General features: G+C 44.2%; 22 protein-coding genes and 2 pseudogenes. 7 read left to right on the top strand and 17 right to left on the bottom strand.

Annotated elements, in window-relative coordinates; genetic code table 11:
- Positions 1-674: pseudogene (locus MiSe_RS27295) on the top strand (RNA-guided endonuclease TnpB family protein); the annotation flags it as partial.
- On the opposite strand, the gene MiSe_RS27290 reads toward MiSe_RS27295, so the two are convergent.
- From MiSe_RS27290 to MiSe_RS27250, 10 genes are all read right to left on the bottom strand, one after another.
- Entirely contained in the window at positions 671-1903 is a 1233-nt protein-coding gene (locus MiSe_RS27290) for a TIGR02921 family PEP-CTERM protein (protein ID WP_226586390.1), read from the bottom strand. The pseudogene MiSe_RS27295 and the gene MiSe_RS27290 sit on opposite strands and share 4 nt — an antisense overlap.
- 103 nt (positions 1904-2006) lie before the next feature.
- A complete protein-coding gene (locus tag MiSe_RS27285) occupies positions 2007-2156 on the bottom strand; it encodes a hypothetical protein (protein ID WP_226586388.1) in 150 nt (49 codons plus the stop codon).
- Positions 2157-2381: 225 nt separating this feature from the next.
- Complete coding sequence (xrtO, locus tag MiSe_RS27280) at positions 2382-4010, bottom strand: exosortase O (protein ID WP_226586386.1); 1629 nt, start codon at positions 4008-4010, stop codon at positions 2382-2384.
- A 61-nt stretch (positions 4011-4071) separates the two neighbouring features.
- On the bottom strand, positions 4072-4749 hold the full coding sequence (locus MiSe_RS27275; protein WP_226586384.1) for an actin-binding WH2 domain-containing protein: 678 nt from the start codon (positions 4747-4749) through the stop codon (positions 4072-4074).
- Between the two features lie 672 nt (positions 4750-5421).
- Complete coding sequence (locus MiSe_RS27270; protein WP_226586382.1) at positions 5422-7494, bottom strand: PhnD/SsuA/transferrin family substrate-binding protein; 2073 nt, start codon at positions 7492-7494, stop codon at positions 5422-5424.
- A gap of 8 nt (positions 7495-7502) precedes the next feature.
- Positions 7503-8681, bottom strand: coding sequence for a DUF1822 family protein (locus MiSe_RS27265; RefSeq protein WP_226586380.1), 1179 nt, complete (start codon positions 8679-8681; stop codon positions 7503-7505).
- Complete coding sequence (locus MiSe_RS27260; protein WP_226586378.1) at positions 8678-9355, bottom strand: sigma-70 family RNA polymerase sigma factor; 678 nt, start codon at positions 9353-9355, stop codon at positions 8678-8680. The genes MiSe_RS27265 and MiSe_RS27260 overlap by 4 nt, the downstream gene beginning before the upstream one ends.
- 366 nt (positions 9356-9721) lie before the next feature.
- Positions 9722-9853: a hypothetical protein gene (locus MiSe_RS51220; protein ID WP_264196708.1), complete on the bottom strand. Its 132-nt coding sequence runs from the start codon at positions 9851-9853 to the stop codon at positions 9722-9724.
- 160 nt (positions 9854-10013) lie between these two features.
- The gene (locus MiSe_RS27255; RefSeq protein ID WP_226586375.1) at positions 10014-10349 is read right to left on the bottom strand and encodes a type II toxin-antitoxin system VapC family toxin; all 336 of its coding nucleotides are present in this window, start codon (positions 10347-10349) and stop codon (positions 10014-10016) included.
- A complete protein-coding gene (locus MiSe_RS27250) occupies positions 10331-10804 on the bottom strand; it encodes a hypothetical protein (protein ID WP_226586373.1) in 474 nt (157 codons plus the stop codon). Before MiSe_RS27250 ends, MiSe_RS27255 begins: the two co-directional genes overlap by 19 nt.
- A gap of 274 nt (positions 10805-11078) precedes the next feature.
- Here MiSe_RS27250 and MiSe_RS27245 point away from each other — a divergent pair, with 274 nt between their 5' ends.
- Positions 11079-12362 (top strand): alkaline phosphatase, encoded by a 1284-nt coding sequence (locus MiSe_RS27245; RefSeq protein WP_444980559.1) that lies wholly within the window; start codon positions 11079-11081, stop codon positions 12360-12362.
- Positions 12363-12444: 82 nt separating this feature from the next.
- Here the strand turns inward: MiSe_RS27245 and MiSe_RS27240 are convergent, their stop codons facing one another.
- The gene (locus MiSe_RS27240; protein WP_444980557.1) at positions 12445-13122 is read right to left on the bottom strand and encodes a response regulator; all 678 of its coding nucleotides are present in this window, start codon (positions 13120-13122) and stop codon (positions 12445-12447) included.
- Between the two features lie 447 nt (positions 13123-13569).
- On the opposite strand from MiSe_RS27240, the gene MiSe_RS27235 reads away from it, so the two are divergent.
- Positions 13570-15318: an ABC transporter ATP-binding protein gene (locus MiSe_RS27235; RefSeq protein WP_226586368.1), complete on the top strand. Its 1749-nt coding sequence runs from the start codon at positions 13570-13572 to the stop codon at positions 15316-15318.
- Positions 15319-15466: 148 nt separating this feature from the next.
- Positions 15467-16084 carry a Uma2 family endonuclease gene (locus MiSe_RS27230; RefSeq protein ID WP_226586366.1) on the top strand — a complete coding sequence of 206 codons (618 nt, stop codon included), beginning with the start codon at positions 15467-15469 and terminating at the stop codon, positions 16082-16084.
- A gap of 105 nt (positions 16085-16189) precedes the next feature.
- On the opposite strand, the gene MiSe_RS27225 is transcribed toward MiSe_RS27230, so the two are convergent.
- From MiSe_RS27225 to MiSe_RS51215, 5 genes are all read right to left on the bottom strand, one after another.
- Positions 16190-17542, bottom strand: coding sequence for an FAD-dependent oxidoreductase (locus tag MiSe_RS27225; RefSeq protein WP_226586364.1), 1353 nt, complete (start codon positions 17540-17542; stop codon positions 16190-16192).
- 64 nt (positions 17543-17606) lie between these two features.
- Positions 17607-17954, bottom strand: coding sequence for a hypothetical protein (locus tag MiSe_RS27220; protein ID WP_226586361.1), 348 nt, complete (start codon positions 17952-17954; stop codon positions 17607-17609).
- A gap of 162 nt (positions 17955-18116) precedes the next feature.
- Positions 18117-19136, bottom strand: coding sequence for an NAD(P)/FAD-dependent oxidoreductase (locus MiSe_RS27215; RefSeq protein WP_226586359.1), 1020 nt, complete (start codon positions 19134-19136; stop codon positions 18117-18119).
- Positions 19137-19614: 478 nt separating this feature from the next.
- Positions 19615-20343: an AIM24 family protein gene (locus tag MiSe_RS27210; RefSeq protein WP_226586357.1), complete on the bottom strand. Its 729-nt coding sequence runs from the start codon at positions 20341-20343 to the stop codon at positions 19615-19617.
- A 188-nt stretch (positions 20344-20531) separates the two neighbouring features.
- Entirely contained in the window at positions 20532-20654 is a 123-nt protein-coding gene (locus tag MiSe_RS51215) for a hypothetical protein (RefSeq protein ID WP_264196707.1), read from the bottom strand.
- Between the two features lie 411 nt (positions 20655-21065).
- Here MiSe_RS51215 and MiSe_RS27205 point away from each other — a divergent pair, with 411 nt between their 5' ends.
- A complete protein-coding gene (locus MiSe_RS27205) occupies positions 21066-22691 on the top strand; it encodes a mechanosensitive ion channel family protein (RefSeq protein WP_226586355.1) in 1626 nt (541 codons plus the stop codon).
- Positions 22692-22843: 152 nt separating this feature from the next.
- Here MiSe_RS27205 and MiSe_RS27200 read toward each other — a convergent pair.
- Positions 22844-23261, bottom strand: a pseudogene (locus tag MiSe_RS27200) (RNA-guided endonuclease InsQ/TnpB family protein); the annotation flags it as partial.
- 331 nt (positions 23262-23592) lie between these two features.
- Between MiSe_RS27200 and MiSe_RS27195 the strand changes: the two are divergent.
- Together MiSe_RS27195 and MiSe_RS27190 are read left to right on the top strand one after the other, a co-directional pair.
- Positions 23593-24441, top strand: a complete 849-nt coding sequence (locus tag MiSe_RS27195; RefSeq protein ID WP_226586353.1) for a YaaW family protein — start codon at positions 23593-23595, stop codon at positions 24439-24441.
- A gap of 71 nt (positions 24442-24512) precedes the next feature.
- A complete protein-coding gene (locus MiSe_RS27190; RefSeq protein ID WP_226586352.1) occupies positions 24513-25871 on the top strand; it encodes an O-antigen ligase family protein in 1359 nt (452 codons plus the stop codon).
- The last annotated feature ends 284 nt before the right edge of the window (positions 25872-26155 follow it).

Genomic DNA, 26155 nt, shown 5'->3' with positions numbered 1-26155 from the left:
AGAAAGGTAAAGTAAAACCGGGTAGTCGCCAATGGAAAAAGTCTAAAACATATCAAAAGTTAGCTCGTAAAAAGCGAGAAATAGAGCGGCGTAAGAGCGCTTATGCTAAGTCTCAAAACCGGAGAATCGTCAATGAGATTTTGAGGCATGGTAATCAGATTAAAACTGAAAATGTATCGGTAAAGGCATGGCAGAAGCGATATGGTAAAGCTATTTCTGCTAAGTCTCCCGGTTTTGTGCAATCTGAATTAGCCCGCAAGGCTGTAAGTGCTGGTGGGCAATTCATTAAGTTTTCTACTTCACGTACTGCACTGTCACAAACCCATTTGACTGGTGAACGGATTAAGAAAAAACTTTCAGAGCGCGTTCATTTTGACCAAACAGGAGTTGTGATGCATCGCGATCTTTTCGCTGCATACCTGAGTAGATATGTCAATGACGAAGATAACCTTCTATTGCATCTTGCTCAAAGTGAGTGGGAAAGGTTGGAGCCAATCTTAATGCAGGCATGGAAGGACTTTCAAACAAACTGCGAACAATTAGGCGCGTCCAAAAGTAGGCTGAGTCATTCACCCTCAGAGCAGTTCTGCATGAAGCCAGAAACGGTTAGCCAGATAGCTATTAATGAGCGAAAAGCTAACTTTAATTCCTGGCCTGAATCCCCGTCTCTTTAGAGCGGGGTGTGGCTCAACTCAGAAATTTCTACATCTGCCCAGTCTCCGTGGGGTTTGACGGTGATGTTTTGTTGTTCGAGCCAAACTCGTTTCTGGTTGATGTTATCCAGTCCTGCTTTTGCGCCACTGCGATCGAAGGTAGATTGCAAGGCTTTTTGAATCGCTGGGTTTTCTTTTCGCAAAATGGGCGCATCAAAAAACTGGGCATAGAGTTGAGCTGCTTTGTCTACGTCTGCGGCTGTACCCTGATAGGTAAAAGGAGCAGTCAGGAAGTTGAACCAGTCTTGAACGATTTGAGCTGCAATTGGAGGAAAGTGGAGCGTGTGTTGATACAGATCTCGCATCGCCGTGTTCTCTAAGCGAGGATAGCGATAGGGAGACAGGTAAGCATTGAGTAATCCAGTGCGGATCGTATTTGATTTTTGCAGGAGTGCCTGTCGCTGCGCGTCGGTTTGGGGTGGGTTACTGAGTAAGCGAAATGCTACCACCTGGGGCTGTTGCTGCAACAGTAGGAAGGTTAAGAGCCACCCAGCGAAGATAACGTCTGTAAACGCCCGCACTCGCCATTCTCCGTAGCGGGTTCCCAATTGTTTGAGGGTTTCCGAACGCGATCGCAGATACATCCTCACCATGCCGAAGGGAAGGGTAAACAATCCCAGGGCAAATATTGCCACCGGGATCAGGATGACAGTATAAAACAGCATTATCAGCAATCCCACGACAGTCAGGGAAGGCAGTACGTAAAATGCAGCCAGTGCCGTAAGATATACAGCGATCGCTAGCATCAGGGTTTGTCCTGCCAAATGCCACAGGTTGACTGCCATTGGATTGTCTCGCCGACTGAGTAACCAGTGGGCGGTGGCAATTGTCCCAAAGACAATTGTTAGCAGTAAAAACGTACTCGCCACTGTCAAATCCCGCAGCCAGAAAAACCGCGCGATACACACAATCAATAGCGGTGCTTCAATCCCATAAAACAACTGAAACAGGGTAATTTCTTGCCACCGCTTTGCTTTAGTCGCCAAGAGCGAGCAGGTTGTGGGAACGCTGACTAGCCCAAAAAACGTGACCAGGAAATTGAGCGGAACTTGCCCAGCGATCGCATCTCCCAAAAGAGAGAATCCCATAAATGGGAGAACTCCCACGTAAACAATCAAAAGCAGCATCCCGTTGAATACCCAAAAGAAGACTGCAAATATTTGCTTAAAGTCATTATTGGATGGTTGCATAAGAAATCCTCACTAAACAGAGCCAAAAATACAGCGGCTTGCAGCCGAGTGAAGTACAGCGAAATCGCGCTTCGTTTGTGTAGCGGCACTCTTAAGGGTGCCGCTACACAAACGAAGCGCCAAAAGGCTGTACCTCACTGACTTGCAATACAAGGACAGGATTTACGCTTGGGCGACCCAGAAACCCGGTTTCTGGGCGCGGGTTTCTGCCTGCGTTCGCGCCAGCTAGGGTATGCATATCTCTAGTTGCCATAAACGATTTTTGAGAGAAACTTTGGTGTTTGCGTAATATCATTTCCTTAGGCATGGGTAGTGTATGGATAGCTAATTGCTAATTGCTAATTGCGAACTTGTCAATTGCCATAGCTCTGCTCAGTAATGATTGACTGTTTCTTTTTTATTTAGCCATTAGCGATTAGCTATTAGCAGTTACACAACCGTTGCTACTGGACATGATATAAGTCCTGAATGATTCGAGTTAAGCTTTTTGCAAGGTTCGATAAACCTCAGTCACAAAAGCTTGCACTACCGGATCGTTGGGACTGTGGAATTTATCAAACAAAATAGAAACTAGGGTCCAAGATGACTCTTGTCGCGAGGCTTGCTGCCAAAATCGCACGAGAAAATCTCCCGTGGTTTGATGGGGAGATTGAAACCAATAGACAGCCGAGTGAGTTTGGTCATCCAGGGATAACCAACGCCCAAAAAGTCTCGGTGCGAACTGTTGTTGAACGATTTGATCGAGGCGAAATCCACTACCGACCAAACACATCTCTGGTGCATGGTGTGCCTGCAAGGTGGGACCAGAAACAAATAAGATAGAACCTGTCAATCCTGGAAATTCAAAATGCTGCTTCTGAGTTACCACACCGGGATGTGTGGCAAAAAAGTCTTTTTCAACTAAAGTGAGTTCTATCGGTTGCGTTTGAATCGCGCTCGACCATTGTAGATTTGCCAAATTTGGCAGGGAATTTGAAATGGCTGGTGGATGGGGAATGAGTGTTAGTCCCAAAATGCAGGCAGCTAGAAGAAAAGATTTTAGATTAGACAGTCTGCCTGAGTTGAATCGTAATAAGATCGGTGAGGCAGAGCCTCTATCATCTCGTTCCCAGGCTGAGCCTGGGAACGAGGGGGAGGCTGAGCCTGGGAACGAGGGGGAGGCTGAGCCTGGGAACGAGGGGGAGGCTGAGCCTGGGAACGAGGGGGTGAGCTGCTGCCTCTCTCTGACTCCCTGGGGTGGAACCCAGCGCAGCAGTACCCAGGTGAAGCCGCAGGCGACAATAAAAGCAATTAATCCTAGAGGTACGTGCAGGATTTCTGCCAAAATAGGCTGGTTCCACACCTGTGCGATCAGTACTAGAGTTAGGACTCGTGCCAGGTTAGCGATCGCCAGTATCGCCAAATTTCCGACAAATACCACCAGCCAGCGTAACCCAAATTGCCGACCTTCAAGCCAGGTTGCTGCGAGTAGGAACAGCGTACCCGTCCATAAACTCCTGATGCCGCTGCAAGGCAAATCTATATGGGCGATGCCAGTATCGAGGACGATGATATCTTCTGAAGAGAGGGCGGTAACGTTCCAAGCTTTGAGGATGAATTCGACGATGTGAGCGGTGAGAATGCGTGCAGGGAAGCCCAATCCACTGCTAAATTGTACGCCGAAGGGGAGGAAGAGAGCGATCGCCACACCAATCGGTAACCCTTTTCGCCAGGTGGTAAACTCCAGAAATAATCCCAGCAACCCGTAAGTGCCGATTAATGCAAACACAACGGGTATTTGTTCCAGAATCAACAGCCAACGAGATGCGTGAGCTAACAACGCAGCGCCGATCGTTACAATTAGCGGACTCCAGCGCAGGACGGGTACCGGCGAAAAGCGAAACTGTTGCCGATAGCGCACCCCTTGCACCAGCAAGAGCAATCCCCCTGCGATCAGCAATCCTTTATTGAACGGCGAAATTTGTTGCAATGTCTGTGCTAGCCATCCCAGAATTGGCAAATTCAGATACAACCAACTCAAGAGAATGGCGCCAGTGCCTATCAGTCCCAGTTGATTCGAGCCTGCCGCTCTGGTATCCAAACGAACCAGATTACTTTCACTGGTCATAGGTATTTCCCTCCTAAATTGACTTTTTTACTCAAATTATTTGAGCGGTATTTTTAGTAGCTTAATGACCAGCGATCGCCCGATAAATTATCTCCCAGATGTGGAGATAAAAGTTACTTTCTAGCTGACGAAACAGTTGAAATTTACTGTCAGGATCGCCAAAAAATGGTCTGAGTATCCATCCCATTTGACTGCCTACAAAGCCATACAGAAATAGCCAACCCCTGAGAATGTAAGTTCGACTGTTCGACTTACCATCATGCTGCTCAAGCAACATAATTCCTTTGTAAAACAAATTAATTCCCATCAATCCTGTGATGGCAAACAAGACTACATTCATCAGTTTAAAAAAATCATAACTATTAATAGAGAGGCGAAAAAATAGCACGATTGGTGCAAAGGCGAACAACATGACTCCAATTATTGATGTTGATGCTAGCAGAAGAGCAAGATATTGTTTTAAATTGCAACGGGAGCCTAAAAACACACCAAACAAGTATAAAGTTGGTAAGCAAATGATGCTCGTGACTAAGTACAGTGCTGGTAGCTTGACTGCGGAAGCAATGACTTGCATCCAGCTATTAGATGAGCCAATAATTGCCCCATAGATTGCCAAAAATATTGAGCTAGAGACTAGAAGTGAGAAAACCTTATCATCGAGTCTAATTCCTTGAGAAATTTCTTCTAAGAAACGGGCGCGCTCGCGCAAAAGAGACATTAATACCGTAAACGAGTGCATCCTATCCTCCTCTGGTTGGAAACTCAGTTGGTCGCCTACTAACGCAAGTTGCTAGTTATAAACTTTGGCGTTGCTAATTGCTAATTGCTAATTGCTAATAAAGGATTTTTACTGACATTAGCCATTAGCCATTAGCCATCAGCTGCTATGCCTGAGATAATTAGCAACTTGCGTTACTATTTACTGACGCCTCTCAACAAGGTTTTTCGCACCCAAATCCAAGATTTTTTTCAAGGATATGCCAAAAATTTATTTAGGCTGTTATATAAGTTAATCAAGCCCGCCAGGAAATCATACCAAATCCGCTTTTAAAATCGCCTTAGCGACCCCCTTTATTCTTATAGACCGCGTAGGCGGTCTTTGTATTCTTATAGACCGCGTAGGCGGTCTTTGTATTCTTATAGACCGCGTAGGCGGTCTTTGTATTCTTATAGACCGCGTAGGCGGTCTTTGTATTCTTATAGACCGCGTAGGCGGTCTTTGTTTGTGTAGCCGCGAATGCGAGTCGTTCGGCATTAAGCGGATAATGAAACCGGATTTAGTATTAGACGCAATAGACGCTTTCTTCGGCTTCCCAAAGAGTAGGACACAAATAAGAAAAGGAAATGGTAGATGGTGCGTTACGCTGCGAAGAGAGCACCCTACGTATAGAAACTTTGCATAAGTCTTGTATTATTTACAATAAAGGTCAACTGGATTTTTATCAAAGTAATTTGTACATTTCACGATCTTTTCCACCTTGTCAGAAACTGCCCCCATAGACTCATAATTTATTTCCGGACTTGACTTAAATAGAATCATATTTTTAATGTCTGTAGGTGCTTGTTTAAAAATTTGTTTAATGCGAGTTTGGTCGGATGGTGAAAGTTTAGGAGAAATAAAAATACCTGAAATAGGAATAGCCTTGCTACGATGAATCACTCTCCATTCTGGGTTGGCTGCGATATGGTGTGTTGATGCGCCAATATCTGCCTTTCCACTCCTTACCAATTCTTGAATTTTTTCATGGGAATGTCCAAGAGTTATACTCAGACTCTTACCATAGAGATTGTAGAGCGGGACATGGAAACTGGATGCGGAACCGATATAGCCTAAAGCGATCGTTGTGGTTGGTTTAATATCAGCAATTGAACGAATTGGGCTGTTGGCTTTGACAAACAGAACCGAGTAGTAATAAGATGGATTTTGAAGGTACTGACGACCTAACCAGGAATAGCCATTACTTTTAGCTGTCCAAGAGTTCATGGGAGAATTGGTAAAAATGATGTCCCATTCATTGTCAGCAATTTTCTTTTTTATTTCCTGATAAGAGATGGCATTGCCAAATTTAATCCGCACGTCTCTGACATTAATTCCTAACTCTTTTTTTAGATAGTTTTCAAATGCTAAATAGAGATGATCGTTGGGATATAAATTCTGGTGAGGTGCTGCTAAGAATCCAATGACCAAGGGGGTTTTTTGTAAATCCTTGAAGCATCCTAGCGCTTCTTTCTTTTCGGTTGCCAATGGACATGGCGATCGGGTAAAATTAGTCCAGGTCGCTGTAACAGTAATCGCACTTCCAGCAAACCCGCTAAAGATTGCCACCCAAGCATATTGCTTCAATTTGATGATGGAATCAAGCCATAAATATTTACGGCGAGGCGAAGGCCAAACAAACTGTTCAGCCGCCGGATTCTGACAAATTACGGGTACCCAACTAGCACCGGGAAATTCTCTATCTACCTGCAACAATTCTCGCAAAATTATGCGCGATCGCCGCACCGAGGTATATAAAGATCCACCTTGAGAAAAGTCTTCTAGAAAATACTGCAAAAATTTTTGGGCAATTTTATCGGGGACTGGTTCCCGCATCACGATCGCTTGCGGAATGTGTAACTTTTCTAACTGACGAGCTAATCCTAATCCATCACAAGAATTAAAAATGGCAAGTTTTAACCCGAGATCAATGGCGGTTCTTAGAGTTTCTTCTAACTCGCTAATTTCTAACTTTCCCTCTGGCGTTTGGTTGATGTAGAGATAACCTTTTTCACCATCCTGACTGGAACTATGTCCGGCAAAAAAGAGGATATCCCAAGATGATTGCCAAAGACTTTTAAACTGTTCGCGGGTTGGTTCAACTAAAAAACAAACATCGGCTAAGGGTAAATTTTCTAAAATCTTTCGATCTGACTGAATATCAATACCATCACTATTCCCCAAGATTGCCAATATTTTTAATTTGGCTGGTTTTGGCAACTGTTTGTAACTGTAAGAAATTAATGAACTGATGCCAAGGTCAGCCTGGGGAAATCTCTGGAAGAAGCTCCAAGTTTCCCAAGGCAATTTTCGTAACTGGTCATCGTCGGTTTGCAGGATAAATCGCACCCGATCGGATTTACTTAAGTTGGCTAATAATTCTGCCTCAATAGTGCGAAATCCATCGCATCTGAGCCACTCTTGAAAGCTGACCTTGAGTTTTTCCGCTGCTTCGTAACATTCCTGGAGCAAGTTTCCTGGTTGCTCGCTTGGAGCGCCAGCTGTTTCATCAATGAAATAGAGTCGTTTTCGGCGATAAATAGACTCCAGGTTGTAGTATTTCCTCTGCCAATCTCGATAAAGTTCAGGAATCTCTGGAGCTTGTCGTAAATAACCGCTCACTCCCATAATGTAGGGAAACTTCCCCTCTTCCGCAACATCGAGGGTGACTTGGAATCCTCGTTCAAAGTCACCTCGCTCTAGTTTTAACACAACTACCTTACTCATAAAAGCAGTTAGATTGCAAAGTCCTGCATCAGGCTAATTTTACCAAAACTAAGCTGCACGCGGAATCGTTCTCCGCGTTGACCGCTAAATTGCCGTGACTGAATGAAACGGTCATTGCTTCCCGATGCAATCTCGAAGAAACAGGTTCCTGATTCATCCAAAACTGCAAGTTTTAGTTTGGTTGGTAAAAAACTTTCACCTGTTTGGGGAAACACTTGTAAGCCAATGCCATTGGTTTTTTCCTGTTGTGTCAAAGTCACAACCAGCGTCACCGCTATTCCAGGTTTGTGTCTGCCAAAATTGATTAGCTTTGCTCGTTTAATTTCTTTGGTGATACTGCGTCGAAAGGCAACCTGAGTGAATGAAGAATGCGCGAGCGCGTTATCTAAAAATGCTTCCACAGGTTGCCAGCCAACTTCAAATATTCCCTGGCACCATTGGCTCAATTTCGCCAGGGGAACAAGTTGTGTTTTTTGACTTTCAAGGTTTTTGAGCATCTCGGTTATGGGTTGCAATTCGCCGATCGTTAACTGCTCGCTCGTGACAGTTGGCGCAAATCCCAACAGAGTCGCCTCTTGCTGTTCCAAATCAATTTGAACCACCACATAGCCAATTCGGTCATCCTGAGTTTCGGGTGGAACGTAACAAGAAATGGAGGCAGGTTGGGATTGAAGAGGACGCTCTGAAGCGGGGACACGGTGACGCGGGGATACCCCATGGTAGGAGCCAGGGGATTCCAGCAAGGAAGAATTTTCTGATTCTCCACGAATAAATTCGGGGGGGCTGCTAGACCAGGTGCTTAGATCTGGGTCAGGGTCGCTCTCCCCGTCTCCCCATCTCCCCGTCAGAGCGTCTTCTTGGTCAGTTTTAAACGGCAAGTTTGAAGGATCCCGGTTGATAACTTGCAGCGGACGACATTCTAATCGTCCCACACCTGTGACCCATAAATCGGCAACATCACAGGCGAATCGAATCACGGGATTCCAGCTATCACCCCCTTTCAGATCGGTAGAAATATCCATGATTCGTAAATAATTATTCACCGCATACACTGCTAATGTGTTGAGATAAACTTGAAGTGCTTTCTCCTCGGTTGGCTGTTCGATGGCAAACTGGCGAGCCATCTGTTGTGCTGCTTGGGTAATTGGCATTAAAACTGATTGTGGCATCTGAGCAATGTCAGTCATGATTGCTTTCTCCGACTGGAATTATTTTGGGGTTCAACATATCCCTGAGATTCTGCAAATTGTCGCAGTTGGGGTAAACATTTGCGGTTGTAGACTTTAGGTAAATCTTTCGCTTCCGCTGGGGTGAGGTTAAATTCTTTGGCGATCGCATTCCAAGGAGTTTCCGGTGGGAGGCGACGCAAAATTAACGCTTGGCAATTCACCTCACGACAGTTTCTAAAACAGGTGTTCCGTAAGTTCCCATCGGGATCGGTTTCCACCCAAGCGAGGGTTTTCTCCCATATCTCCAACACAGGTTGAATGTCGGGACGAGCAGGTAAAATCGCAATCGGGTCGATTGTTTCTCCAGACTCGGTTTGCAGGGTGTTAATCTCTCGCTTTTGCTGCCTGTACTTGGAATCCCGTAAATTTCTCAATCGCTTTTTGAGATAATCATCTAGCCAGGTGATCGGGCCTTTCACGCTTGGGTCATATAACTCTGGATTCTGACAGAAAAATTCCCACATCTCTTGAAGGGCATCGTTATAATACGGTTTGCTTTCCTTCCACAGCTTCCCGGATGCCATGACGAGTCGATGCACGCAAGCAAGTCGCGATCGCCTCTCTAAACTCCTGGGTTCATATTGACACGCTTCGGCAATCAGCGTTTGCAGTGTTTGGTTCAGATCGTTCACAGGCGATCGCTCCAAAACTCGTCTACCGTAACTGTTAGAGTGGCTCGAACCTTCATAGGCCCCAACTAGCTGGTTAGTTATTTACACGCACGATCTACAACCTTTTTCGCAGATTTGCCAAAAATTTTGTGATTTTCCTGGGAAAAGTTGGACTGTCTGATGTTAGAGCGGTTGTTTGACACTCTCCGCTCTCAAGCCACGATGCCAATCCGTACCTATAGCGGGAAAGCGACTTGATAGAATACACTTTTTTGCATAAGTTAATAGTCCGCGTAGGGGTTGCTCTGTTTGTGTAGCGGCACCCTTAAGGGTGCCGCTACACAAACTGTATTCCACCCACAAACTGCTATAATATTGCCGCAAAACCTATTGTGCCATGATGCGATCGCCAAGAGACGCGAAATCGGTTATGGGTTTGATAACCGCACCGCAGGCAGTTGCTGCATTCAATTGTCGAACATCAACCGTAATCAGCGGACAATTAAGTCTTAATGCCAAAGCGATATATAACCCAAGTTGCTAGTTATAACTATCGTGGGTTGCACAGCAGAAGCTAATCGCTAATTGCTAATTGCTTATGGGAATATTTTTCGGTTCTACCATTAGCCATTAGCCATTAGCTATTAGCCATTAGCCATGAGCAGCCCTAAAAAGATAACTAGCAACTTGCGTTATATAGCGAATCGTATATTGCTAATTGATGCATCAAACCAATTTGCAAAGCACGCGACAGCAGACTTGTGACGGACACAATTTGAAACGGTAGCGCCAACATTTCAACAATCATCTGCTCTGCATCAGTCTGTGGCAAGCCCCGAAATCGGACATTCGTCCAGAGAACGTTGACGCATTCAATTAGGCAAAACTCTGGAATATGTAACTGATGTGAGCCAGAGTACATCTGAGCGACTAATACCCGCACCTCTGGCGTGTAAGTTTCTGTGATGAAATATTTAATCGCCACGCTGGCGTCAACTACATAGGTTGTCGCCATTTTTCTCTCTCCGCAATTATCATTTCACTACCCGTTGGCGCTCCTGGTGGTGGTGTCCACCTGAGACGATCCATCGCTGCTAAAATCTCCTGCGGCGAGCGGGTATTCTTTGGATGTGGTGGCTGTACCCATAGTATTAATCGCTCATCGACTATTTGGGTTATCAAGGTTCTGAGTTCTGCTACTGTCAAATCCGCTACTTTTTTTTCTTCTGAAGATTGCTGGTTTAACCAGATTTTTAGCTGCTCGGCGATCGCTGGAGCAATTAATGCTTTAAATTCTTCAATTTTTAAATCTGCTACTACTTTTTTATCAGCCGGGTTATTAGGCTGTTTTGGCAACAAGTTTAATTGCTCGTTAACAGCGCGAGCAATTAACGCTTTGAGTTCTTCAATTCCTATCGCCGCTATTGTTTTTGGTTCTTCCCTTCCTGCTACGGTTGTCCCGCTTTCCATTGCGATCAACTCCTTTGCCCATAGATGAAACTATTTTGACACAAATTATATCGTTTGAGTAGCGTCAGTTGGGCTTGGGGTGTTAAACTTTTATTGAAAATTTGCGGTTAAACTATAAAATAACCAGACTGCTAAACCCGACAAATTGGATATGGACTTACATCTAATTAACCCCATCCCCCCGAATTCCGCTCCCGATTCATCTAATATCAGCCGAGAACCAAATAATTTTAATCAACGAGTTATCGGCACGGTATTGTTAACGCTGGCGGCGATGCTAGGCGGGGCGTTACTGGTGCGAAACGCCACCGCACCGCGTCAAGGAAATGTTATTTTTATTCACCCGGATGGTACGAGTGCTTCCCACTGGGGTGCGGCGCGGATGTTGTATAAAGGGCCAGATGGTAGGCTAAATTGGGATAAAATGTCCAATCTCGGCGTCTATTTAGGACATTTGAAAAATCAATTAACGGCAACTTCTAACGCGGGTGCTGTGATTCACGCGACGGGAGTAAAAGTAGAAGCAAATTCGTTTGGATTGGACTCCAAAGGAAAGCCAGTAGAGGCGCTTTCCGGGTATAATAAAACGATAATGGAAGAAGCGATCGCATCGGGTAAATCCACCGCCATTATCAATTCCGGCGTTATCACCGAACCGGGAACGGGTGCTTTTTTAGCCAAGGTAAATAACCGTCGCAACCACGCAGAAATTACCAAGCAGATAATCGAATCAGGGGTAAATGTAATATTAGGTGGCGGCGAAATGTGGTATCTTCCCAAAGGAACCGCCGGACGACATACCCCCGCATCTGTTAGCAAGCGAACAGATGGATTAAACCTAATCGAAATCGCCAAAAGTAAAGGGTACGCAGTTGTCTACACCCGCGAAGAATTGCTGAATTTACCAGCAAATACTGAGAAGGTTTTGGGCATTTTTGCCGCCGAAGATACCTACAACGATGAATCAGAAGAAAAATTAAAAGCAGCGAACTTACCTTTATACGTCAAAACTGCACCAACGGTGGCGGAACAATTACAAGCTGCTTTAGGAATTTTATCCCAAAATCCCAAGGGTTTCTTTGTGGTTTTGGAAGAAGAAGGTAGCGATAATTTCTGCAATTACAATAACGCCAGAGGGTGTTTAGAAGCGATAAAGCGCGCGGATGATGCGATTGGCGTAGCGATGAATTATGTCGCTCAAAACCCGAATACGCTGGTTATAACCGCAGCAGATAGCGATGCGGGGGGACTCGAAGTAATTGGGGAACAGGCGCAAGATGTACCCCAGGATAAACCATTACCGGCTAAATATGGAAATGGCGCACCAATTGATGGAAGAGATGGGACAAAAACCTTGCCATTTGTTTCAGCACCCGATAAAAATGGACAGCGATTTTCGATGGCGATCGCCTGGTCTGGTTTCGGCGATATGTCGGGTGGTGTGATTGCAAAAGCCCACGGACTCAACGCCGAAATGCTGCCAAAAACGGTAGATAATACCGATATTTACCGGATGATGTATGCAACGTTATTTGGAACTAAACTACCTGAGAATTAACCAGAAACCCGGTTTCTTAAAGAAACCGGGTTTCTCAGTCAACTGATATTGCAGCTTTAAATTCTTTGCCACAAGTATTTCCCTAGATTAATCCCGACCGCAATGCTACCACCGCCGCCTGCACTCGGTCATCCACAGCCAATTTATTCATAATGCTGCGAATGTGGGTTTTAACAGTACTCAGACTGAGATAAAGCATGGCTGCTATTTCCGGGTTGCTTTTCCCTTCTACAATCAGTTTGAGAATTTCTGACTCCCGTTGGGAAAGTTGGGCGATATTATTTTTAGGAGAAGGGGGTTTGAGGTTTTTAACTACCGTGCGGGCAATTTGGGGATCGAGGTAAACAGCACCTTCAATAGCGCAAGCGATCGCTTTCAACAATTGATTCAAACTCGTTCCCTTAATACAATAAGCATCCGCCCCGCTAGAAAGCGCAGCAATCATCTCATTTTCTGCTTTGTGAGAAGTCAACATCACCACCCGCATATCTGGTAAAGCGGCTTTAATTTGCTGCGTCGCCGCAATCCCATCGAGTTGGGGTAACCCAATATCCATGATCGTCAAATCCGGTTTCAGGTCAAGCGCCATCTCGACGCCTTGATAACCATCACCTGCCTGTCCTATTAGGTTAAAATTCGGCTGTTCGGTCAAAAACTGCTCTAGGCCCAATTGCATTATCGGGTCATCTTCTACCAATAAAACCCGCAGCAATGGCAGTTCTTCAAGGGAATTCTCGGATGGAACTGTTGCGGAAGACATAGAAAAATGTTCGCCCAACGCAGTGCTGAGTATACAATTAGAATTATAAAATTACTTCGGGAAAAACCTGATCCAGTTTTATTGGCTCAGATTTTTGCTCCCATATCCTGTTTCCGCCGTCTTCACCCGGCTTCCCCCTATGTCAACCTCGCCTAAATTCCCAAAGGTATTATCTAAAAAACCGGGTTTCTGATTCAGGGAATAAAATCAGGACTTACGCAAAAAAACAAAGGGCGATCCGAAAAATCGTGGGTTGAAAGTCGCGAGATTGACGCATCACCTTTGTTTTTGACCCCGCGTGCGTAAGTCCTTAAAATATTACCTTTGGAGAGATGCAAATTGGTAATCGGTAATTGACGATTAAGGCATTGGGAATTTGACATTTATAATTCTCACCCGCCGCAACCCACCTGTTCACCTGCTCACCCGCTCAAAAAGCTCCCCATCATGGCACAATCTCGTCTGCGAAAACTAGGTGCTTACCTGCGTCCCCACTGGCGAAAAGTGGCGCTGGGTATTCTAGCGCTTTTAATTGTTAATGCGATGGGGGTTTATATCCCGCTGTTAATTCGCAATAGCATTGACTCACTGCAAAAACAGTTCGATTTCGATCGGATTTGGTATTATGCGGTGCTAATCTTGGTGCTGGCAACAGTAATGTGGTTTATCCGGGTGGCGTCGCGCCTGTTTTTATTTGGCGTCGGACGTCAGGTGGAATTTGACCTGAAACAAAAGATTTTTCAACACTTGCTAACCCTGGAACCGTCTTATTTTTCCACCAATACTGCGGGAGATTTGATTAACCGCGCTACTAGCGATGTGGATAATATTCGCAGGTTGTTGGGGTTTGCAGTATTGAGTTTGGCGAATACGGTATTTGCCTATGGATTAACGTTGCCAGTGATGCTAACAATTAACTGGTGGTTGACTGTGGAAGCAATCGCAGTCTACCCGTTAATGTTATTAGTCGTCCAGTTATTCAGCGACAAGCTACGCGCGCAACAACTGTCAGTACAAGAGGAACTTTCCAACCTCAGCGAACTGATCCAGGAAGATATGAGCGGCATTGCCTTAATTAAAATATATGCTCAAGAACAAAACGAGCGGCAGGAATTCCGTAAATTAAACGATCGCTTGCTAAAAGCTAATCTCCAACTTGCCAAAACCCGCACTACCTTATTTCCCATGGTAGAAGGCTTGTCTTATATTAGTTTACTGGTTTTGCTGGCAGCTGGAGCGGGAGCGATCGCATCTGGTTCGCTTTCCATCGGTAACTTCGTCGCGCTAATCATATACGTCGAACGCCTAGTTTTCCCGACTGCATTATTAGGTTTCACGATTACTGCTTATCAACGAGGGGAAGTTAGTATCGACCGCATTGAACATATTCTCAGCGTCGAACCCCAAATTGAAGATAAAACCAACAGCATAAGTTTGCCGCTAACTCAAGTCAAAGGCGAGTTAACCGCGCGCAATCTTAGCTTTACCTATCCGGGTGCTAAAACCCCGGCGCTGAAGAATATCAACTTTACCATTGCACCAGGGGAAAGCGTAGCAATTGTAGGGCCAATTGGTTCTGGAAAGTCAACCCTTGCCAATACTTTACCGCGACTATTGAATATTGCCCCAAATCAATTGTTTCTCGATGGGTACGATATTACCCAGATTAAATTAGGGGATTTGCGGAGTGCGATCGCCTACGTCCCCCAAGACAGTTTTCTCTTCAGTACCACGATTAAAAATAACATCCGCTACGGCGATCCGGTAGCCGAACAACCAGCAGTTGAATACGCTGCCAAACAAGCCCAAATTCACCCAGAAATTATCAATTTTCCGCAGCAATACAAAACGATTGTAGGAGAACGCGGCATCACTTTATCTGGCGGACAGCGCCAGCGGACTGCCCTCGCTCGTGGCTTATTAATCGACGCTCCGGTGTTAATTTTAGATGATGCTCTTTCCAGCGTCGATAATCAAACGGCTAAGGCAATATTGGATAATCTTTCCACAGGAACTGATCGCAAAACCGTGGTGTTTATTTCCCATCAATTATCGGCGGCGGCGACATGCGATCGCATTTTTGTCATGGATAAAGGCGAGATTGTTCAGACAGGCACTCACGCCGAATTGTTGCAACAATCTGGTTTATACCAGTCGCTTTGGAATCAACAAAAGTTAGAGGAATTGTTGCGCTAAAACAGACAGGTACACCTGAGTTTGTATAGCGGCACCCTTAAGGGTGCCGCTATACAAACTCAGCCAAAAGGCTGTACATGACTCGAAAAGCAATCTGCTGTATGCTAAAATAGTTATAGTCTCTCGCCGATGCAATGGAGACAATACTATGACCTATACAACAACTAAACCGCTCACCTTTGAAGAGTTTCTTAAAGTCTGTCCAGAAGATGGCAGTTATGAACTGATAAATGGGGAGATTGTCAAAGTGGATTGTACAGGAGCGCATAAGAGTGTTTCGAGATTTATAGTCAGGAGTTTTGACAGAGAAATTGATCGATTAGGACTCGACTACATAGTTGACAAAGATATAGCCGTCAGGACTTACACCAGTGGCGGGAAAGAACAAGGTAGAAGACCAGATGTGAGCGTAATTGAGGGGAGAATTTGGGAAAGATATCTCAACACCTACGCCGGTATTATAGAACCCCTACTTTTAGCCGTTGAGGTTGTATCAACGAATTGGGAAGATGACTACGTTGATAAACTAGATGAATATCAAAGATTGGGCATTTCTGAGTATTGGATTGTGGATTATCTTGCTATTGCTTCTCGTAGTTATCTGGGAAATCCTAAAGTCCCCTCTGTTTTTGTGCATCAGCTAGTCGATGGACAATACCAAGTCACGAGATACGCAGGCGACGATAGAATTATCTCCCAGATTTTCCCAGAGCTAGAATTAACTGTCGCAATGGTTGTAGCAGCAAGTCAACCCCGCATGGCGTAAGAAACCCGGTTTTTCCAAAAAACCGGGTTTCTGGGCAGGTTTCTGAGTTTGTATAGCGGCAGCAAAAATGGCAGCCGCTATACAAACGAGAGCCTTAAGGCTGTGCTAGATTAATATCTGGCGATTCTCCATCCCTAAATCCTGCAAAAATCTATTCTTATCAAACCTGTATTCTTCACCCAAAAAAGATATTATTCTTTCAGTATCATCTTCAGCATTTTGCAAGCAGGTTGAAGCGCCTGGAGAAGGGGTTATATTAAACAAAATATTTTCTCCTAAAATTTTTGCTTCTCCAAGTTCCAGACTTTTAGTCTTAAGATTAACAATTTGAGGTCGAATTCCTCCATATTTTTTGGCAAACTTCAGTTCGCTCAATTTTATTGAAGGCACAATCCTTTTGACTTCTTTAATAAACAATCTCTTGCCAATGAAGGGAATATCATAAATATAATTTTTCACGATATATTTCAAGATAACGGGTTCGGAAAGAATTTTAAAGAAGCTGATAAAAGCATCCAAACTCAGTCCAGCCGTCTTAAAATATGACCAAATAGTCCCATAATGATGCCGCTCTAACATGGGAATAGCTTTTGCAGTCGGACCAAATCTAGTTTGACTTTGATTGTGAACTTCTGGATCTCCATGAATGGCGGCAAAAGGTAGTTTTTTAAGTTGCACGGTATAAACTTTACCGTTTAAAACTCCCGGTGCAAAGTAAAAGCTGCCAGCAACGCTCAGAAGCGCATAATCTTTCCCATAACCTAAAGATTTGGCAAATAATAAACTATGCGCTCCAGCGGTAACAGCAACTACTTTTGCTGCGATAGTTTCTCGAGCAGTTTGAATGTAATATAAGTCTCCTTCCCTTGTAATCCGCTTGACTTTTGTCCCCATCATCAAATCGATATTTTTGTTGGAGTTTTCCAGCGCCTGTTGCAAAAATGATTGAGCCAGCTTTTGGTAATCGATTGTATAACCTTCTTCAGTAAAGAGAGCGAGAACTTCTTCATCTGTTTCTCTCTCTTTCAAAACATTGGGTTCCACCGATTGTATTTGGTCTTTATCTATTAATCTCAACTCGGGAAATAGGGATTTAAATTCTGCATATCTGTTTCTCAGTTGGTCTGCTTGTTCTTTGCCGATCGCCAGAACCATTTTGTGATACTTGCTGTAGATTTCTTGTCTCGCGTCGTTTTGCAAAAGATAATTTTTTACCAAGCTGGCGGCTTTATTAACTTTTTTAGCTTTTTCCAAGGTGTAGTTGGTTTCTATATCCCCAAAGTGAAGCGTTTGGCTATTGCTAGTTCTATGGGAGTTAACCAAAGCAACTTCTGGGTTTTTTTCGATCAAAGCAATGCGGTTGATGTTAGTGTAATTGCTTAAACTATACAGCAATGCAGTTCCAGAGACTCCAGCGCCAATGATGGCTACTTCATAAACAGTTTGAGCGGCTGTCATAATTCTTCCCCAAGATAACTAAACAAAATAGATGCGATTCCTCCGGAAAGCTTTGCTCAACCAGCTATTTATTTGGCTCAATTCGTTCTAACCAAGCTTCGCTTTGCGAGATTGTTAGAACCATTTTTTTGAACGGTTCATCTTCTAATTCTAAAACTAAATAGTCTTGCTCTCCCGTGACATACCAAAATTCTCTACCATTTCTGGTATAATAAGTTCCGGCTTTGATGACTCCTGGAAGAAAAGTTCCAGGGGCGCGAATTTCCGCCCAACTACTTTGGGGTTCTTCGGTGGTTACCCGTTTGATATGGTTGAGTGGAATTTCAAAGGTTTTGTTCAGCGTAAATGCCCAAAGTTGCTCGTACCATTCCAAGTCAATCAGCAATTTGTCGCCAACGATACTAAGATTCATCTCGCTCCACAACAGGAGTTTCAGGATTTTATTCTAAAATAATATCTAAAAAATTGGCAGCGGGGCGCGCCAGAAAGTTAAATGATGATTAATTTTAGACATGGCTGTAACCCGTTGCCAGAAACGCGGTTTCTTTGCGTAAGTCCTGCCTTTGAATTGAAGCTATCCCAGATTATGCAAAAAATTAGTACCGGGGAGCGGGAGTTGTTTAAGATATCGATTAATTCCAGACGCCGCTGCTATTCCAGAAACTAAAGCACTTTCTACTAGATTACCACCACACCAATCGCCACAACAAATTAAAGGCTGCGGTAGCTGAGAATCTAAACAGATTTCCGATAACGGACGACTGGGAAAAGCATAGCGCCATCGGTGGACTTGAAACCATTCTGGCGCATCTATCCAGGGAAGCATTAATTCGGCGGCGGCGCGGGATAATAAATGTTGTCCGATTAAGTTTAAATCTGGTGCTTCTAAGTTAGCGCAAGCGAAATCGGCGCTGCTGTGAAACACCAATACGGGTGCTGGAGAATTGATGCGCTTGCTGCTATCTAAACCAATCCATAATAAGTCAGAATTAGGGGGAAAAGAGATATCTTTCCCGGTTAAATTTAAAGGCGTTGAATAGCTAGCGATCGCAGTCAAACAAGGGTCAAATTCAACCCGACGCAAGCTATCTAAAAATGTGGCTGGTAAAATTGTTTCGGCTAAAGGTTCGAGTAAGATTAAAGCTTGCGGGGCGGGAATTGCGACAAGGACTGATGACGCTGTTAATGTTTCGGTTGTTGCTGCAAAGGTGAGATGCCAAATGTTATCGGTGTTGAGGGTAATTGACTCGACGCGGCGATTTAATTTAATCTCTAAATTAGTGGCGAGGAATTTAGCGATCGCGCTCATCCCATCTGGCGCTACATACCGGGGAATTTTGGCTTCTGACTCGTACCAAATTTGAAGGATATTGCGCGAGAGCAATACCTCAATTAACTCCTCTACCCTCTCACCATTAGCTTCAAGATAGCGCAACCCATGATCCGCGCGAATATCATTTACCCGCCGCGTCGCCGCCCTTCCGCCAACACCACGGGACTTATCTACCACGACGGTATTATATCCAGCTTGATGCAATTGTTGAGCGCAAGTCAAACCAGCAATTCCAGCACCAATTACAGCAACATCAAACATTAATTTTGTAGCCTCCTGCGATTAAATTTGAGGGGTGCCAGAAACCCGGTTTTGCCAAAAAACCGGGTTTCTGGGCGAGGGTAGTGGGTATTGGGTAAGATTGACTACTAACTAGAGTTGCTAGTTATAAACATTGGGCGTTGCTAATTGCTAATTGTTAATTGCTAATTGCTAATTCCGAGAAAGCTTCGTCAGCATTTTTCCTGATCGATCCATTAGCCATTAGCCATTAGCCGCGCGTTTGAGATAACTAGCAACTTGAGTTACTACAAAACTGACGCACGACGAGAAAAGAAACAAAGGTGAGACCGTCGTTCGCGCCAGCTAGGGTATGCATATCTCTGGTTGCCAAACCAACGATTTTTCATAGAAGCCGGGAACTTGCGCGTAAGTCCTATACTACCTACTAACTATGGCAATAGATATAGGTTTATACACGAGTAACTCTGTCGCTTACCTCACGAAGCGTGCCAGGATTTCACCCCAAACCCATTCCATCATTTTCAGATACCAATAATTTACCTTCACCCTCATAAACCCAAACATAACCCTCGCCGCCGCCTTTACCAAAATGTCCTAATTTGCGGTAATCTTCTCCAATCCCGTTTGTAAATCCTTTGACTAGGTCATAGTCGGCAATTACAACTTCCCCTCTGGTTATTTCAATCACTTTGCCTGGGGCAAGCGTACCCGTTACAACTTTAGCAATTTGACCGGGTAAAGCTTTAATAGCAACCCTCCACCGACCATCAGTAGAACCCATCATTTGTCGGTATTTTAATTTTTTTGCCCCGATTACTACATTGTCAGAACAAAACTGAAATACTCCGTCATCAAACTCCCATTGCTCCGATTCTGACAGTTCAATTGGCGTATAATGGAGAAAATTGCCTTTTTGTCTAGGTTCGAGGTGGACGGTTCCCGTTCCTTTATAAACTGGGGCGTTATACTCCATCTCTGTGGTCAAGGAAACCCATATATCTCGCAAACGACTATCGGTTTTATAAATGCCGTAATTGATTTTACCGACGCACCTATGCAAAGTTCCTTTTTGCAGGATCACCCCCGAATTATTCAGCTTAATTTCAACTTGCTGAATCAAGGGAATATTTTTGGTTGGATGATAAAATTGGTTCGTTTCTTTATTGATGCCATTTTGGATATACCAAATATCTGTGGGTGACAAAATCTTGACTTCGTGTTGCATAATTATTTTCAAATCTTTTCTCGTCTAAGCTAATTTATTTTGGCATCCTTGTCAAGGTTAGGAGCATAATCCCGGTTTGTTTGGGATGATTTTAACAAATTTTACAGCATCTTTTCTACTGCGGGCGGCTGAGCCGTAAAATCGAGCTAAAAACCTCCGTTATCCGCCGATTTGTCTAAGAATTTTGCCTAGACATCAGCGCTATTTTTTCCGGAATCATCTGCTGTTAATCGATAGATTTCAAGACCGATAACTCTGGGTTGCTGTGCTTTAATATTTCCCAGCAATTGTGTTAGTTGGGTGTCAGACATACCCATCGCCCCAACAGGCGGATACTGTCTTCAGCGATCTCCACAGTATAATTACTCATATAGCGGCAAAGCAAGTTGGTTGAATATACCTGTTATAGGGGCGGGTTTATCTCGATTTATGGTTCGCCACCACAATATCTATAAACCCGCCCCTACTGTATTCCATCTTGTCGCCAACCGCTATAAAGTCACGTCTCCCTGTATGGTATAATTTCGTAATATCTACCCTGGGATAGAAAATATTTAAACCCAGAAGTGTTAGTTGGCAAAGATTTTTGTCACTAATAACCTGTAAGTCTGACCCTGGGACGATTCTGCTCTCAAATTTAACTCACAGCAAAGGAAAATGCTTGAAGTAACCAGGCATAAAACTTTTGTTGCCAGTTTATTGGCTGGTATATGGAGACACAAATGATTACTATCTTCGCCTTTCAACCTATTCTGCTAGGATTCTTACTGCCCCCTTCAGCCCAATTGGCCACATTCTTCATTACTTTAGTCATCGCTGCATTGGTAGCAATAATGCTAGACCTAGTCATCTTCGCACTGCTGCGAAGCGTATTTCGCCAGATGGAAAACGATGCAGCCCTCGTCAGTCTAAACGTTTCGCGGCTTCCAGTTCTAGCGATTTTCTTACTGTTGAGCCTAAAATTTTCCTTTAATCAATTAGATGCGGCACCAATCATTAATGGAATTCAGCAAGTATTAGACGCCTTGCTGGTTTTGGCTGTTACTCACTGGATTACCCAACTATTTACTCAAGTCGTTATCTCATACTTGAGAGAGAAAGCCAGGAAAACAGAAGCGGTTTGGGACGATGTATTGGTACCAATTCTAGAACGATCTATCCCGTTTTTAACTTACCTGATAGGGGTCTCGATTTTCTTACAAACCCTGGGAGTAAATTTAACCGGAATTGGGTTAGCAGTTGGCAGCATTAGCGTTGTAATTGGTTTATCCGTACAGAAGATTTTAAGCGACTTTTTCGGCGGATTGGTCTTATTGGTCGATACTCCATTTAAATTCGGAGATGTCATTTCGTTAAACGGGTCAATGGCTGTGATTAAAAATGTAGGCATCCGAGTGACAAAATTGTACCTAATCGATACCCATTGCGAGGTTTATACACCCAATTCCTCTTTTGGCGGTCAAGACATCATTAATCTCAGCCGTCCTACCCCTCACTATGCTTATTCAATTAAGATCGGAGTCAGAGTTGATGCGGATCCTATAACAGCAACCACAATTTTGAGAGAAATTGTTATGGGACATCCAGACATCTTGGGTAATATCGATGAAAAGCTGTTATACATCGACAAATATTATTCATTGAATGAAGATAAACCGGGAAATAGCTCAAAGAAAGAAGTCGCACGCCAGCGGATTTTAGCCGAAAAAGATGTCAACAAACAACTAGAAAAAATTGAAGAAGCGTTTGAGAATATGATTGGTAAGATTCAGGTTTTAGAAAAAGGAGGATTAGAATCAGAGGAAATCAGAAAAATTCAAACAAATTACCTAGAAATTTTGAAGTTGGTAGGGTTGCGTGCGAGCGGAGAACGCCAGGGGAGAAAACAGCGAACAAGAGTTGATGAAGAAAAGGAAACTGCCTTGAAAGATAGCCTGATCGGCTTAATCAGAAATTGGTATCAAGTTTGGTTAAAAGACCCAGATCTGGTAGTGGAAGACCAGACGATATTACCAGAAGAATGGGAACAAAAGATTGAAGTGCTTAAGGCCAAAATGAACAAACTATATCAGATAATATCCAACCCTGGTGGGCAGGAAACCAGGTTGGATGATTATACGACTAAGTTTATGGAGTGGATGCACGAAAACTTCAAAGAGTCCCAAACCATGTGGAAAGAGCCAAAAATTCGCCTGAACAATATTGCAGGATCTGAGATGGAATTTACCGTCAAGTTCTACGTTGACAATATCAGGTTAGAACACTGGGAGCGGGGCTACCGCGTCAATAATGAAGTGCGTAGAGAGATGGTGCGGCGGTTAAGACAAGCTTACATTTACAATACCTAAAAACCCACTGCTGGCATCATACTTCTGTGCCTCTATCTTGGGAGACAAATTTCTCCCGCAACTCGTTCCTTTGCTGGGCAAAAGAACGAGTTTATTTTTTGGTATCACCTTGGATCGCGATCGATCTTTCCATACCTCAAGTCGTCATCATACCCAAAACCAGCATCTAAGGTATGTTTACCAAACATTCGCTTTGCCCATACCCGGAAATCGATATCCTAGAACATTTATCATCCCAACACCGTCACATAACTTGTGAGCCAACTTGAAGTGCCAGTCTTTCCGAGTATCGCTGATGCGTTGATGCAACCAAGCAATCTTAAGGGTTAGTTTGTGACGATTGTTTGACCCTTTTTTCTGATGTTTGAGTCGGCGTTGTAGCAATTTCAGCTGACGATGCAGTACCTGGAAGAATCCTTGTCTATCTATCACATCCCCATCAGATGTTGCCACGAATTTATCAAGTCCTAAGTCAATGCCAACCGGATGTCCCGATGGTACACAGTCAGGCAAGTTGACATCACATTCGAGCGTCAGCATCACAAAATATCCAGGTGCCTTGCGGACAATAAGTAGGTGCAGGTAAATAAAGTGAAAATAGCTATCCCTACCTATGGCGGGCACCGACGCCTACCCCACAAGAGATTGAAGGTTTTGTGGGGTGGGCTAATCGCCCGCCATTGTGGTGAGTTTATTTATATTCACCTACTTACAGGCTTGCTTTACAACAAACCCGTCTGGAATTTCTCGTGATTTGACATACTTTATCCATCCCAGTTGAGAAGGATAAATCCTTTCTCTCGCTTTCATCCACCGACTAAAGTACGGTGGCTCTCAGCTTTTATGATGTTTTTGGTAGAATAGGGAACAGCAAGAATCTGGGGTCTTGGAGGATTTGACTTTGGATGAGTTAAGAGCAGTGCTGGAGTTGGCAACAGAAGAAGAATTGCAGCAGCTGACGGCTATTCTGTTCTGTCGCCGGTTCAATCCCCTAGACTACGTTCACACACCCGAACCGATAGAAGTGCAAAGCCAGGATCGCCAAGCGTGGTTAGATACGATCGAACAGCGCTTTCGGTTCTTGGCTGCCGATGGGTTAACGGTATTGCAAGGGCGCACCCATCAGGTAACTTATCGGCAAACGTTGATTCAAGTTTGTCGCTATCTGAAAATTCCATACTCCCACAAGCTTTCCACCACCGATATCGAAGCAGAGATATTTCTCAACCTGCTGAAACGGGCATCGAAACAATTACCCCCATCGGAGCAAAATGAGTTGAAGCAGCGAATTGTACAAAGTCTCTCCGAGTCCAAACTTTCTCAACCCCTACCCCTGTCCGTACAGCGCGATCCCTTGGGTTGGCTGCTTAAGGGTGGTAGCGCCTTCGCAGTCACTTCGCTACTCCAACCAATGCTGCTTAAACAAATTGCCCGTCAGTTTGCTATCCACTTTGCTACCTATCAGATGGCTAAGGAAGCCGTTGTTTCTAGCGGTGCAGCAGTCGCAACCAAGGTACAAAGCTATATGCTAGTCAAAAGCGCTCAACAGGGAATGGCTGTGAGTGCCGCCCGATACAGTGCTGTCCGGGGTGTATTTGCCTTTTTAGGACCAATGCTGTGGGCTTGGTTCTTTGCCGACCTCGGTTGGCGCGCCATTTCTACCAACTATGCCCGCATTATCCCCACCATCTTTGCCCTGGCTCAAATTCGCCTCACCCGTTCAGACGAATACTGCTGGGAACCCGCTTAAAATTTTAGATTTTAGATGGGGTAATAGGTAATGGGTGATGGAAAATAGCAATTACCAATTACCTATTACCAATGACCAATTACCATCCAAAATCCAAAATCCAAAATCTTTGCTGGAATTTCGCTCAAATTGGGCTGCTATTGTTTCCGATAATGCCAGCTTTGGCAGCATTGCCACTCGTCGCGGCTATTCTGATCGCTCTTAAGCAGCAATTCAATACAATTATTCGACGCCCCCTTAACTGGGGAATCGCAATTTTCAGCCAGGGGTTAGTTATTACAGCAACCCTCGCTTTTAAGCCATCAGAAGCTTTCTTGGGGTTGGCTAATTTTCTGCCATATTTCCTGCTATTTGTCACATTTAGCGAACTGATTCAAACACCTTTTCAACTGCGGCGAATTGCTTGGATTTTGGTTATACCTTCCGTGCCGATAGTCATTCTCGGTTTAGGACAGTTATTTTTAAATTGGTCTATATCCGGGTCATTAGCCAATATTTTAGGGTCGGCGATCGCTCCCAATGGTAACCCCCCAGGTAGAATGGCGTCCGTCTTCATGTACGCCAATATTTTCGCTGCCTATTTGACCATCACTTTCATTCTGGCACTGGGACTGTTAATTGAAAAATTGCTCATCGCTAATCGCTCATCGCTAATAGCTAATAGCAAAGAAAATCCCCAATTACCAATTACCAATTACCCATTACCAATTACCCATTACCAATCTTTATTTTTAAGTATTGCGGTCCTTGGCAATGCGATCGCTCTCATCCTCACCAACTCCCGCAACGGTTGGGGGATTGCTGCTTTAGCTAGTCTCGCCTTCGCGCTTTACCTGGGTTGGCGTTGGTTGGTGACCGTAGTAGCAGGAATTACCGGCACTATCCTCTGGTCTGCCTTTGGCCCCGACCCCATACGGCAATGGTTGCGAGCGATTGTACCCGCTTTCTTTTGGGCAAGGCTCACCGACGATATGTTTCCAAATAGACCAGTGGCACTGATGCGCGTGACTCAGTGGCAGTTTGTGGCGTCGATGATTCAGCAGCGTCCCTGGACGGGGTGGGGATTGCGTAATTTTACCCCGCTTTACGAAGCAAAAATGCATCTATGGCTGGGTCATCCCCACAATTTGTTTTTAATGCTAACCGCTGAAACAGGGATTCCCGCAACTATTTTATTTTGTAGTTTGGTAGGTTGGGTTGTCGCTCAAGGCGTCCTGTTACTAAAAAATTGGTCAGGTGAATCAGGAGGTAAATTGATATTTTTTAGTTATTTAGTTGCGTTTGTTGGCTGTATTTTGTTTAATACAGTTGATGTGACTTTATTTGATTTTCGTGTGAATACATTTGGGTGGTTGATGTTAGCAGCTATTTGGGGCGTTGTCAATTGTATTCAAGTGAAGATTGGCGATGCAAGTGTGAGCAAGCGTTAAGACTGTGTTAGATAATTTACCATTTCAAAAAACAAATGTTTCCAGCATCTAACAATTTACATCCTAACTGCCCTTTTTCAACCAAAACTTTTGAAATTCTTACTCAAGTGAATCAGTCGAGCGCTTTCTACCGAAATAGCTTGCTGCGAAAGGAGTATCGAAAACACGTTTCGGAGCCATTTTTGAGCCTTCTTAAGCCTGTGGTTAGACAAGTGGCTCAGATCGCCGAGTCCCAATCGCTCAAAATGAGATCTTTTTGTCCGTATTATCGGAATATAGAAGGT

It is taken from the genome of Microseira wollei NIES-4236 (assembly GCF_020521235.1).
In the GTDB taxonomy this organism is placed as follows: domain Bacteria; phylum Cyanobacteriota; class Cyanobacteriia; order Cyanobacteriales; family Aerosakkonemataceae; genus Microseira; species Microseira wollei.
This window is presented reverse-complemented; position numbering and strand designations above follow the sequence as displayed.